Origin of the sequence: Kitasatospora sp. NPDC048540 (genome assembly GCF_040651175.1) — a bacterium.
Classification (GTDB): Bacteria; Actinomycetota; Actinomycetes; order Streptomycetales; family Streptomycetaceae; genus Kitasatospora.
Genome location: NZ_JBEZIR010000060.1, coordinates 17,007 through 28,422, shown reverse-complemented (window position 1 = coordinate 28,422; position 11,416 = coordinate 17,007). Strand labels below are relative to the sequence as shown.

The 11,416-nt window shown below is 74.1% G+C and carries 11 protein-coding genes; 5 read left to right on the top strand and 6 right to left on the bottom strand.

Annotation, left to right across the window (positions count from 1 at the left end; translation table 11 throughout):
• Positions 1 to 101 precede the first annotated feature (101 nt).
• The gene (locus tag AB0D08_RS22915) at positions 102 to 398 is read right to left on the bottom strand and encodes an SHOCT domain-containing protein (protein ID WP_359891176.1); all 297 of its coding nucleotides are present in this window, start codon (positions 396 to 398) and stop codon (positions 102 to 104) included.
• Between the two features lie 64 nt (positions 399 to 462).
• Entirely contained in the window at positions 463 to 921 is a 459-nt protein-coding gene (locus tag AB0D08_RS22910; RefSeq protein WP_233289074.1) for a DUF6325 family protein, read from the bottom strand.
• Between the two features lie 343 nt (positions 922 to 1,264).
• Between AB0D08_RS22910 and AB0D08_RS22905 the strand changes: the two genes are divergently transcribed.
• The 4 genes from AB0D08_RS22905 to AB0D08_RS22890 all read left to right on the top strand — a co-directional run bounded on the left by AB0D08_RS22905 (position 1,265) and on the right by AB0D08_RS22890 (position 7,111).
• The gene (locus tag AB0D08_RS22905; protein ID WP_359891173.1) at positions 1,265 to 2,191 is read left to right on the top strand and encodes an aldose 1-epimerase family protein; all 927 of its coding nucleotides are present in this window, start codon (positions 1,265 to 1,267) and stop codon (positions 2,189 to 2,191) included.
• Positions 2,188 to 3,948: a cation:proton antiporter gene (locus AB0D08_RS22900; protein WP_033821160.1), complete on the top strand. Its 1,761-nt coding sequence runs from the start codon at positions 2,188 to 2,190 to the stop codon at positions 3,946 to 3,948. The genes AB0D08_RS22905 and AB0D08_RS22900 overlap by 4 nt, the downstream gene beginning before the upstream one ends.
• Positions 3,949 to 4,539: 591 nt before the next feature.
• Complete coding sequence (locus tag AB0D08_RS22895; protein WP_359891170.1) at positions 4,540 to 6,030, top strand: APC family permease; 1,491 nt, start codon at positions 4,540 to 4,542, stop codon at positions 6,028 to 6,030.
• Between the two features lie 124 nt (positions 6,031 to 6,154).
• Positions 6,155 to 7,111, top strand: a complete 957-nt coding sequence (locus AB0D08_RS22890) for a hypothetical protein (RefSeq protein WP_359891167.1) — start codon at positions 6,155 to 6,157, stop codon at positions 7,109 to 7,111.
• Between the two features lie 65 nt (positions 7,112 to 7,176).
• Here the strand turns inward: AB0D08_RS22890 and AB0D08_RS22885 are convergent, their stop codons facing one another.
• Positions 7,177 to 8,211, bottom strand: a complete 1,035-nt coding sequence (locus AB0D08_RS22885) for a medium chain dehydrogenase/reductase family protein (RefSeq protein ID WP_033821043.1) — start codon at positions 8,209 to 8,211, stop codon at positions 7,177 to 7,179.
• Positions 8,212 to 8,357: 146 nt separating this feature from the next.
• On the opposite strand from AB0D08_RS22885, the gene AB0D08_RS22880 reads away from it, so the two are divergent.
• A complete protein-coding gene (locus tag AB0D08_RS22880; RefSeq protein WP_359891164.1) occupies positions 8,358 to 9,020 on the top strand; it encodes a TetR/AcrR family transcriptional regulator in 663 nt (220 codons plus the stop codon).
• 207 nt (positions 9,021 to 9,227) lie between these two features.
• Here the strand turns inward: AB0D08_RS22880 and AB0D08_RS22875 are convergent, their stop codons facing one another.
• From AB0D08_RS22875 to AB0D08_RS22865, 3 genes are all read right to left on the bottom strand, one after another.
• Positions 9,228 to 9,800 carry a dihydrofolate reductase family protein gene (locus tag AB0D08_RS22875; RefSeq protein WP_359891162.1) on the bottom strand — a complete coding sequence of 191 codons (573 nt, stop codon included), beginning with the start codon at positions 9,798 to 9,800 and terminating at the stop codon, positions 9,228 to 9,230.
• A gap of 89 nt (positions 9,801 to 9,889) precedes the next feature.
• Positions 9,890 to 10,624 carry an SRPBCC domain-containing protein gene (locus AB0D08_RS22870; protein WP_359891159.1) on the bottom strand — a complete coding sequence of 245 codons (735 nt, stop codon included), beginning with the start codon at positions 10,622 to 10,624 and terminating at the stop codon, positions 9,890 to 9,892.
• The gene (locus tag AB0D08_RS22865) at positions 10,621 to 11,352 is read right to left on the bottom strand and encodes a helix-turn-helix domain-containing protein (RefSeq protein ID WP_359891156.1); all 732 of its coding nucleotides are present in this window, start codon (positions 11,350 to 11,352) and stop codon (positions 10,621 to 10,623) included. The genes AB0D08_RS22870 and AB0D08_RS22865 overlap by 4 nt, the downstream gene beginning before the upstream one ends.
• Between the last annotated feature and the right edge of the window lie 64 nt (positions 11,353 to 11,416).

The window sequence follows — 11,416 nt, the reverse complement described above, 5'->3', positions numbered from 1 at the left end:
CTTCTCTCCGGCGGTCCTCGGCACAGCCCCGCCCCGGGGCCGGGCCCGCAGGCCCGGCCGACGCTCCTTCAGGACCGCCGCGGAGGGGGCCGGGGACCGCCTCAGGAGTTGAGCAGGCGGCCCTTCTGGGCCTCGAACTCCGCCTCGGTCAGAACCCCTTGGGACTTGAGCTCGGCGAGTTCCTTGAGCTGGGAGATCTTGTCGCCCATGCTGTCGGCGGGCGCGGCCGGCGGCGGCGCGGCGGGTGCGGGGGCGGGGGCGGGGGCCGGTGCGGGGGCCTGCTGCTGTTCCTGCTGGGCCCAGCGGCCGGCCTGGCGCCGGGACACCCGGTTGGAGACGGCCGTCGCCGTACCGGCGACCACCGCGGTGCGGGCGACGCCGCGAAGTAGACCAGGCATGTTCGTGCTCCTTGGGGGGACGTCAAAGGTGGCGACGCCGGGTGCGGCGCCGCCGCGCGGCGGCTCACATGCCGGCGCCGGTCTCGGCGGCCTCCAGCGCCTCCAGGGTCTCGACCAGCTGCTGGACCGGGATCCGGCCGCTGTCGACCACCTGGGCACCGCCGCGGCGCAGGGCGGCGGCGAGCGGGGCGGCCCAGAGGTTCTCGTAGATGACGATGCCGGCCGAGTTCCCCGGCTCGACGGCGTGCGCCGCCTCCTCGATGTCGTCCTCGTCGAGGACCCCGGAGGACGCCCCCTCGAAGATCGCGAGGTCGAGGTCGCCGTCGCCGTCCAGGTCGGTCAGTTCCATGACGGTCACCGAGCCGTCGGTGTCCTTGCGGACGAAGACCAGGTCGATGAGGCGGATGATGCCCCGGTCCACCAGGTCGACCAGGAGCGGGAACCCCTCCCCGGTCATGTGATTCCCGGGGAATTCGACGATCAGATAGTCGACCGGACCCATTTCGGCAATTTCGTCGCTCACGTCGGCTCCCTCGGATGGTTCGGTTCGGGGCGATTCGACGAGGTGGGGGAGAATGCCCACACGTGTGCGCGTCCGTCACGACACCCCCGTTCATAGAACCACCGTCCCCGGTCGGGTGCACCCCGGGAAAGCTTCCGCCCGGGGCCTGCGGACGGGCCGATCCCCGCCCCGGAAGGCGCCGGGAATGGCCCCGCCGGGCGAAATCCGGCGGGGCATTCGACGGCTCGCCGGGCGGCCCCTTGACTCGGCGGCGGGCGGCCCGCACGCTCCCGGAGTACGATCCGCCGCCCGGCCCGCCGGACCCCGGCCGCCCGGCGCGCCGCAGACCACAGGAGGCCCCCGCGTGCCCGAGACCCCGACCGGAGCCCAGCTGCGCCTGCGGCACGGCGAGCTGAGCGCCGTCGTGGTCGAACTCGGCGCCGCGCTGCGGTCGCTGGAACTGGCCGGCACCCCGGTCCTGGACGGGTTCGGCGCCGACGACCTGATCACCGGCGGCCGCGGCCAGCTGCTGGTGCCCTGGCCCAACCGGGTCGGCGACGGCCGCTACCGGTGGCAGCACCGCGAACTCCAGCTCCCGCTCTCCGAGGCACCGGCCGGCAACGCCATCCACGGGCTGCTGCGCTGGACCGCCTGGCACACCGTCGGGTCCGACCCCGCCCGGGCCGTCCTGGAGACCACCCTGTGGCCGCAGCCCGGCTACCCCTTCCACCTGCGGGTCCGCGCCGCGTACACGCTCGGCCCGGCCGGGCTGGAGACCGCCGTCACCGCCCGCAACCTGGGCGGGGACCCGGCCCCGTACGGCGTCGGCCAGCACCCGTACCTGACGGCCGGCACCGCGCCGGTCGACCTGAGCGTGCTGACCCTGCCCGCCCGGACCCGGATCACCACCGACGGGCGCGGCCTGCCCACCGGACAGGAGCCGGTGGCCGGCACCCCGTACGACTTCCGCACCGCGCGCGCCATCGGCGACCTGCCGCTGGACACCGCCTTCGGCGACCTCGACCGGGGCGCGGACGGGCGCGCCGTCGTCCGGCTCGCCCACCCGGACGGCAGCCGCGGCGTGGACCTGTGGCTCGGCGAGGGCGTCGACTGGGTCCAGCTCTACACCGGCGACACCCTCCCGCCGGGCGAGCGCCGCCGGGCGGTCGCCGTCGAGCCGATGACCTGCCCGCCGGACGCCTTCCGCAGCGGCACCGGACTGGTCACCCTCGGCCCGGGTGAGCAGCACACCGTGCGCTGGGGGATCACCCCTTGGCGGCACGGAGCGTGACGACCGATCAGATCCTCACCGGGGTCGGTCTGACCGTGGTCCTGGCCGTCGGCTCGCAGATCCTGGCGGGACGGCTGCGGATCCCCGCGCTGATCGTCCTGCTGCCGGTCGGCTTCACCGCCGGGGCCTTCGTCGACGACCTCGACCCGCAGCAACTGCTAGGAGCGGCCTTCTCCCCGCTGGTGTCGCTGGCGGTCGCGGTCATCCTCTACGACGCCGGACTCGGCCTGGAACTGTCCAAACTCACCGGCCACGTCCGGCGGGTGGTGGTCCGGCTGATCTGGATCGGCGTGCTGGTCACCGCGCTGTCCGCCGCGGCCCTCGCCATCCCGCTGCTCGGCCTGGCCAAGGGGGCAGGCCTGATGCTCGGCACCATCCTGGTGGTCTCGGGCCCCACCGTGGTCGGCCCGCTGCTCGCGTTCGTGCGGCCCAACGACCGGCTGCAGCACATCCTGGTCTGGGAGGGCTCGCTGATCGACCCGGTCGGCGGCATCCTCGGCGCGCTCGTCTTCCACCTGGTGGTCTCGGGGCACAGCCGCCACCTCGGCGCCGGGGTCTTCGCGTTCTTCGGCAGCGTCGGCGTCGGCGTGGCGGGCGGGCTGCTGGGCGCGGCCGTCCTGTGGGTGCTGTTCCGTCGGCTGCGCCTCGGCGAGGTGCTCGGCACCGCGGCGCAGCTGGCCGCGGTGATCGGGACCGCCGCCCTGTGCGACGTGCTGCGCGACGACACCGGGCTGATCTCCGCGGTGGTGATGGGCCTGGCGGTGGCCAACCTGCGGGGCTTCGACGTGCCGGCCCGGCGGCCGTTCTTCGAGACCCTGGTGACCCTGATCATCGGCGTGCTGTTCGTGTCGATCTCGGCGACGGTCACCCCCGCCTCGCTGAACCACGTGCTGCTCCCCGCACTGGCGCTGGCCGGGGTGCTGGTGTTCGCGGTACGGCCGCTGGTGTCGGTGCTGTCCTGCCGCGGCACCGACCTGTCCCGGGGCGAGCGGGCCTTCGTCGGCTGGATGGCGCCGCGCGGCATCGTCGCGGCGGCCACCGCGTCGACCTTCTCGGCGGGCCTGGTGAAGCAGGGCATCGGCGGCGCGGCCAAGATCCTCCCGGCCACCTTCGTGGTGATCGTCGCCACCGTGACGCTCTACGGCCTGACCGCGCTGCCGGTCGCCCGGCGCCTGCGGGTGATCCGGCCGGCCCGTTCGCGTCCGCTGCTGGTCGGCGGCGAGCCGTGGGTGATCGGGCTGGGCACGGCCCTGAAGGCGGCCGGTCTCGACGTGCTGATGTGGGCCGGCCAGGAACGCCAGCGGGAACACATCGGGCGGGCAGGGATCGAACTGGCCCCCGGCGAGCTGCTGGCCGCCGCGACCGGCGAGGGCGCGCAGCTGGAGGGCATCACGGCGGTCTACTTCCTCACCGAGGAGGACGACTTCAACGCGCTCGCCGCCACCGTGCTGCGCGGCACCGTGGAGGGCACGGTGCACCGGCTGGCCGCGCCGCGCGACAGCCTCGGGGTGGTGGCGCCGTTTCTCGGCGGCGAGGTGCTCTTCGGCCCGGAGCTGACCGGGCCCGAGCTGGCCGGCCGGTACGCGGACGGCGCGGGCATCGTCGCCCGGAGCGCGGACGCGGCGCTCCCGCCCGGGGGAGACCTGCTGTTCCTGGTGCGCGGCGACGGGCGGCTGGACCCGGTGACCGACGCCAGTCGGCCGCTGCCCGGGCCGGGTGACTCGGTGGTGGTGCTGGTACCGGCCCGCTCGACCTGACCGGCCGTCAGCCGGCCTGCGGTGTCCGGCATACGGACAGGTCGGGAGCCGGTCTCGGTCTCCGGTGGGCGGACGCCGGGCACCGGCCGGCGGGACCCGGTCCGGGTGGGCCGCCGCGACCGTCGGGGGGTGTCGTGCAGCAGCGGGGCAGGTCGTACGCACCGGATCGACTGGCTGTTTTCCGGTGGCGACGGGATCCGTCGTGTCCGATCGGACCGGGATGAGCGGCGGCTGTCCCGACACAATTAACCGATTATCAACCTGGTTGCCTTGACAGCGATTTGGCCAGTGGAAATACTCCTGGCCATTCCCGGTCGGTGTCCCCGCCGGGAGCAGTGAGGCCCGCAGGCGGCAGAGTCGCCGGCCGACGGCGGGCGGGACTGCGTTGCTCCCCCCGCTTCCCCGCTTCCCCTCCCGGGCCGCCGCAGCCGTCCCACCGCGGTACAGACCACTCCCGCAGCACCGCGGACCGCCCCGCGCCCCATCGGCGGCGGACCCGCGTACGCCCGGCGACCCGGGCGACCGACACCCCCCCTTCGCGGGCGCGCCGAGGCCGGCGTGCCCTGCGGCATGGCAGGAAAGGCGCCACCGATGAGCTCTGGGCACACCTCCCAAGGAAGGTCAGGCCTGCGGTCGAACGTCCTCGGGACCTTCGACACGATCGTGATGGCGGTGGCCGGAAGCGCTCCGGCCTACTCGCTCGCCGCCACCACCGCCACCCTCGCCGGGGCCGCCGGGCTGTACTCGCCCGCCGCCCTGCTGTGGTGCGCGATACCGATGCTGGGCATCGCCTGGGCGTTCAACTACCTCGGCCGGATCGACGTCAACGCCGGCGCCAGCTACTCCTGGGTCGGCCGGGCGCTGCACCCGTCGCTGGGCTTCATGAGCGGCTGGGCGCTGGTGGTCTCCGCCACGCTGTTCATGGTGGCGGGCTCGCTGCCGGCCGGCTCGTACACGCTGTCGCTGTTCTCGCCCGACCTGGCCGAGAACACCGCGCTGGCCACCACCGTCGGCGCCGGCTGGTTCCTGGTGATGGCGGCGCTGGTGCTGATGGGCGCCCGGATCACCGCCCACGCCCAGTGGATCATGACCGGGATCGAGGTGCTGATCCTGATCGTCTTCGGTGTCGCGGCGCTGATCCACGGCGGCACGGCGGCGGTCTTCGACTGGTCCTGGATCTGGGGCTTCGGCAACTTCGGCGGGGTGAGCGGTTTCGCCGCCTCCGCACTGATCGCCGCGTTCTACTTCTGGGGCTGGGACGTCACCGCCAACCTCAGCGAGGAGACCACCAACAGCCGCCGCAACGCCGGTCTCGGCGGCCTGCTCGGCGTGGTCACCGCGTTCGCGATCTTCGAGATCATCACCATCTCGGTCAACCTGATCATCACCCAGGACGACATCCAGGCCAACAGCGGCACCCTGCTCTCCGACCTCGGCGAGGCGGTCTGGCCCGGCTGGGGCGGCAAGGTGCTGGTGGTGGCCGTGGTGCTGTCCACCATCGCCACCCTGGAGACCACCCTGATCCAGGTCTCCCGCTCGCTGTTCGCGATGGGCCGTGACCGCACCGTGCCCGCCGTGTTCGGCAAGTCCCACCTGCGCTGGCAGACCCCGTGGGTGGCGCTGGCCGCCGTCTCGGTGGTGTCGCTGCTGCTGTTCGTCGGCTCCAACGCGCTCGGCTCGGTGAACACCATCCTCACCGCCGCGGTCAACGCGATCGGCCTGCAGATCGCGTTCTACTACGCGCTGGCCGGCCTCGCGGTGGTCGTCGCCTACCGCCGGCTGCTGCTCAAGTCGCTCTCCAACGCGGTGTTCATCGGCCTGTGGCCGCTGGCCGGCGCGCTGTTCATGGCCTTCGTCTTCGTGCAGGCGCTGTTCGACTTCACCGCGCTGCAGCTGGGCCTCGGCCTCGGCACCCTGGCGCTCGGGCTGATCCCGATGGCCTGGTACTGGATGAAGGGCAGTTCCTACTACCGCCCGGCCCGGCTCGACGCCGCCGACGCCGACGACATCGAGGCCCGGTACGGGGACAGCGAACTGGCCCTGTCCGGCGCAGGACAGGACGGCCTGGCCACCGATCTGTGACCCACCCGGTGGGCCGGCCCAGGCGGCCGGCCCACCTCGCGTTTTCCGGCTCCCCTGCCCCCGCCCCGGCCCCGTGCCGCCGACTCCACCCGCCCCCTACCCGACACCCGAGGAGCACCCACCCATGGCCCGATCGCGCAGCCGCCCGCAGGGATCCGCCTTCGACCCGACCCTCGGCGACCGGCCGCTCGCCGAGGCCCGCCAGGACATCCTGGTGGGCCGCTGGCAGGGCGCCCGCGACCTGCTCCGGGCCACCGGCCGTGACTGGGACCGGCGGACCCACCGGATGCGCCTGCTCGCCGACGCCGCCGCCGGCAACCGCACCGTCGAGACGTGGCAGGCCGCCGAACCGGCCAACCCCGACGCGATGGTGCTGCGCGCCGAGACCGACGTGATGCGGCTGTTCAACGCCGTCGCCGGCGGCCCCGCCCCCACTCCCGGCCAGGACGCGCTGGGCCGCGACCGCCTCGACCGGGTGGTGCGGATCTGCCTCCAGGCCGCCCACGGCTACCCCGACGACCCGGTGCCCTGGGTGTCACTGATGACCGTCGCCCGGCTGTACGCCGGCGGCCATCCGCAGTTCGGCCAGTGGTGGCGCGAACTCCAGGCCCGCGACCGGGACACCCGCGAGGGCCACCACCAGGTGCTGCGCCACCTGTCGGCGCGCTGGCACGGCTCGCACTCCAAGATGTACGACTTCGCCTGGGAGACGGCCTCGTTCGCGCCGTCCGGCTCGCCGCTGCTGGCGCTCACCCAGGCCGCCCGGGCCGAGCACTACCGCCACCTGGTCACCACCGGGGGCGCCACCGACCTCGCGCTGTCGCACCACTGGAAGAGCGACGCGGCGCTGCGCGACCTCGGCCAGACCTGCGAGCACTGGCTCGGGCACCGCACCTTCGAACTGGCCCAGGACGTCGCCGACCTCAACTTCCTCGCGCACGGGCTGGTGATGGCGGGGGTCACCGACCGGGCCCGCGAGGTGTTCGCACTGCTGGGCAACCGCCCGACCCGGATCCCGTGGTCGTACTCGGACGACCCGGAGGAGCTGTTCCGCCGCTGGTACGAGCGGCTGTCCCGGTGAGGCGAGGTCGGTGCGGCGGGTCGGGCCGGTGAGGCGGGGCCGTCGGGCGCCAGCGCTCGGAGCCGCTACGGGGTCAGCACGACCTTGCCGCTGACGGTGCCCGACTCGGCCAGCCGGACGGCCTCCGCCACCCGGTGGAGCGGGAGTTCGGCCGCGATCCGGGCGGTCAGCTCGCCGCGCTGCAGGGCCGCGAACACCGCGGAGAGGTCGGCCCGCAGCCTGGCCCGGAACCGCGCGCGGCCCAGTGCCCGGCCGGCCCACACGTTGTAGAAGTACGCCCGGCGGCCGTTGGGCAGCGCGTTCCACACCCACACCCGGCCGAGGATCCGCAGCACCGGCCACTGCTTGGAGCCCGAGTCGTCCCGGGTGGCCGCGCTGCCGTACGCGACCAGCGTGCCGCCGGGTGCGAGCAGGTGCCAGGAGTCGGTCACGCTGCGGCCGCCGACGTGGTCGAAGACGGCGTCCACCCCGCCGGGGGCCAGCTCCCGGACCCGGGCCGGGACGTTCCCGGCGCGGTAGTCGACCGGCTCCACACCGAGCCCGCGCAGGGCGTCATGGTGGCGCGCGGACGCCGTCCCGATGACCCGGGCGCCGGCGGCGAGGGCCAGCTGGACCAGGACCGAGCCGACCCCGCCGTTGGCGCCGTGGACGAGCACGGTGTGCCCGGCCCGCACCCGTGCCTTGCGGTGCAGCATCTGCCAGGCCGTGATCCCGTTGACGACGGCCGTCTCGGCCTCGGCCGCGCCGACGCCGTCCGGCACCTGCACCAGGTCGGCCGCGTCCAGCAGGACGTGGCTGGCCCAGCCGCCGACCTTGGTCAGCGCGGCCACCCGGCGGCCGACCAGGCCGGGCGGGACGTCTGCGGCGGCCGCCCGGACCGTGCCCACCAGGTCGTAGCCGGGCACGAACGGGAACGGCGGCTGGTCGTAGTACCGCCCGCGGCGCATCTGCTGCTCGGCGAACGAGACCCCGGTGGCCTCCATCGCGACCAGCACCTGGCCCGGCCCCGGCCGCGGGACGGCCCTGCGGCGCAGCTCCAGGCCCTCCGGCTCCACCGTGCCCGGCAGGACCACCTCGACGAGTTCCTCGGTGACCGGCATCTCGCTCCACCTCACTGCTGATGACTGACTCTTGCGTTCGTTAGAAGTTATAACTCCATCGATCCGGGCCCGTCAAGTGGGTGTGCCGATAGTGATAGGGTCTAACTAGATGGCGGCGTGCCGCCCGACCCGAAGGAGCGGACACCATGGCCCAGGCCGCACGTACCCCGCGCGAGCGCTACCGTGACCAGATCCGGACCGAGGTCAAGGCACTGGCCAGGGAGCAGATCGCCACCGCGGGCGCCTCCGCGCTCTCGCTCAACGCCATCGCCAAGCAGATGGGCATGAGCGGCCCCGCGCTGTACCGGTACTTCGCCGGCCGCGACGAACTGATCACCGAACTGATCTCGGACGCCTACCGCAGCCTCGCCGACGCCTTCGGCGCCGCCGAGGCGGACGGCGCCGACCTGTCACGGCTGGCGCGCACCCTGCGGCGCTGGGCCCTGGACGACCCCCAGCGCTACTTCCTGATCTACGGCACCCCCGTGCCCGGCTACCAGGCCCCGCCGGACACCACGGCCATCGCGGCGGAGATCATGGCGGCGCTGCTCGACACCTGCGCCCGGCAGCCCGACCGGCCCGGCCCCGGCGCCGGGTCCCCGCTCGACCCGCACCTCGCCCGGCACCGGGACTGGGCCGGCGACCACCCGGCCGAACCGGCGGTGCTGCGGCTGGCCCTGCTCGCCTGGACCCGGCTGCACGGGGTGCTGTCGCTCGAACTCGCCGGCCAGTTCAATGGGATGGGGTTCGACCCGGAGGTGCTGTTCGAGGCGGAGCTGGCCGCACTGACCGTCCCGCCGGACTGTTGAGGCCGCCGGGCCTTGGCGGACCACCGCGGCCCGGCGCACCACCGCGCCGGCCGTCCGTACGGAGGCCGCCGCGGCCCGCACGGCGGCGTCCTGGCGCGGGCGGGGCGGGCACGGCGGGCAGCGGCCGGAGGACCGGCGGTCACCTGACGGACCGGCAACTCGCGGTACGCGCTGGGTCGATGGCCGGTGCGGCGGGCCGGAACGGGGTCAGCGGACCACGTCGAGGACCTGCTTCTGGAGGCCGTTGGAGTAGACCTCGTGCTCGACCAGCGACAGCTTCTGGGTGTCCTTGTCGGTGGTGCTGAACAGGCGCTTGCCCGCGCCGAGCAGCAGCGGGAAGACCAGCAGGTGATAGCGGTCGATCAGGCCCGCGTCCGAGAGGCCGTGGTTCAGCGTGGCGCTGCCGTGGACGATGATCGGGCCGCCCTCGGTCCGCTTGAGCTCGGCGACCTCGTCGAGCGAGCGCAGGATCGTGGTCTCGCCCCAGTTCCCGGCCAGCCGGTCGTCGGTGAGGGTGGTGGAGACGACGTACTTCGGCAGCGTCCGGTAGCGGGCGAACTCCGGCATGTCCGGCCACACGGGGCTGAACGCCTCGTAGCTGGTCCGGCCGAGCAGGAGGGCGGCGGACTCCTCCTGCTCGCGCCCCTTGATCTCGAAGGCCTCGGGGACGAACTCGACCTCCTTGAAGGTCCAGCCGGCGTTGCGGTAGCCGGGCTCGCCGCCCGGCGCCTCCATGACGCCGTCGAGGGAGATGAAGGCGGTGCTGATGAGGGTGCGCATGGGTGGTTCCTCGGTGTCTCGTGGGGTGCGGCCGGACTGCGGGGTGCGGCCGGACGGCCAGGGGTGGGCCGGGGGGCGGGTCAGGTGAGTCAGGTGAGCAGGGCGGCCAGCCACCGCTGCCAGGCGCCCTCGGCGCCGTCGGTCCCGGGCCCGAACAGGTGGTGGAACATCAGTGCGATGCCCGGTCCCTGGTGGAAGGTGTAGATCCCGTCGGCGGTGCGGACCTCGAAGCGCTCGTCGTCCGCCCGGGTCACCTCGCCGTCCAGCGGCGGCAGGCCGGCCGGACCGGCCTGGGCCCGCGCCCCGACGGCCACGGGGGCGGGGATCGACAGCCCGCGGGCCAGTGCCGCCCGGATCTCCTGCGGTGCCAGCGCGGTCGGCGCGGCGGCGAAGACCGGGACGGCGGTGCGTCCGGGGAAGTACGTCAGGTACTCGTGCAGGGTGCCCAGGTGGAACGGCCAGCCGCGGCGCAGTGCGTCGTACTCGTCCTGCCAGTCGTCGCCGAGCATGCCGCTGTGGACGACGCGCAGGACGGTACTGCCGCCCTCGCGCCCCTCGATGAGGTACTCGAAGGCCATGAACCGGCCGTCCTCGGAGGTGGGTGTGCGGGTGGCGAAGCGCTTGGCCGGTTCGTAGGCGGTGATCAGCGCCTCCGCCCGGCGGCCGCCGGTCTCCATGGCGGCGGTCCCGCCCTCGTGCGGCTCCACCTGGTTGCGGCCCATGAACCAGGAGTCGATCCCCGGTCCGGTGGCGATGGCCTCCCAGACCTGCTCGGGGCCGGCGGGCAGGCTCGTCTCCAGTCCGATCTCGAACGGGTGGGTCATCGTCGGTTCTCCTCTCCCGGTCCGTGCTGGGTCGTGTCGGTATCGGTGTCGGTGCGGGTGGGTGGCGGGGGCCGGTCGTCCCGGGCCCGGTCGGCCCGGCTCTCCCCGGCGTCCGCTGCCGCGGCGGGGACGGCGGCGGTGGGGGTGTCGGTGGTGGGGATCTGGTGCAGCCCGACCACCACCCGGTGGCGGCGGCCCCCGGGGGCGGACTCGTCGTGGTAGCGGCCGACCAGGCCCGCCACCGCCTGGGCCAGCTCCTCGGAGAACGCCGCCCGGTCGGCCGCGGAGGCGAACCGCACCTGGGCGTCGATCCCGAACGAGGCGACCCGCCGGCCGGCCCGGGCGCCGCCGGTCAGCAGACCCCCGACCTCCTGGACCAGCCGGGCGCCCAGGGCCAGCAGCCAGCGGGCCGACAGCTGATCGGGGGAGCGGGCCGGGTCCGGGCTGACCGCGCCCAGTGCGGCCGGGGAGATCACGTAGGAGGCTGCGGTGGCGCGGTACACCCGCTCGGTGACGTTGCCCCGGCGCCGCTCCTCGGCGAGCTCGACCAGCCCGTGCCGCTCCAGCTCCTTCAGGTGGTAGTTGACCTTCTGCCGGGGCAGTCCCAGGCGGCCGGCCAGCATGGCGGCCGAGCCGGGCTCGGCCAGGGCGGCGAGGATCCGGGACCGTATCGGGTCCAGGGAGGCCTCGGCCGCGGCGGGTTCCTCGATCACGGCGACATCAAGCACCTCTCCAGGGTGCGACCGACAAGAAAAATTGTCAAGACAGGGAAGATCGTCGGAAGGTGGGTGC

What these genes read in the sequence shown, in the direction of transcription:
- AB0D08_RS22885 (WP_033821043.1), bottom strand. Translation starts at nt 8,211, where the DNA reads ATGCCGGTCACCGAGGAACTCGTCGAGGTGGTCCTGCCGGGCACGGTG.
- AB0D08_RS22870 (WP_359891159.1), bottom strand. Translation starts at nt 10,624, where the DNA reads ATGACCCACCCGTTCGAGATCGGACTGGAGACGAGCCTGCCCGCCGGC.
- AB0D08_RS22890 (WP_359891167.1), top strand. Translation starts at nt 6,155, where the DNA reads ATGGCCCGATCGCGCAGCCGCCCGCAGGGATCCGCCTTCGACCCGACC.
- AB0D08_RS22875 (WP_359891162.1), bottom strand. Translation starts at nt 9,800, where the DNA reads ATGCGCACCCTCATCAGCACCGCCTTCATCTCCCTCGACGGCGTCATG.
- AB0D08_RS22895 (WP_359891170.1), top strand. Translation starts at nt 4,540, where the DNA reads ATGAGCTCTGGGCACACCTCCCAAGGAAGGTCAGGCCTGCGGTCGAAC.
- AB0D08_RS22915 (WP_359891176.1), bottom strand. Translation starts at nt 398, where the DNA reads ATGCCTGGTCTACTTCGCGGCGTCGCCCGCACCGCGGTGGTCGCCGGT.
- AB0D08_RS22880 (WP_359891164.1), top strand. Translation starts at nt 8,358, where the DNA reads ATGGCCCAGGCCGCACGTACCCCGCGCGAGCGCTACCGTGACCAGATC.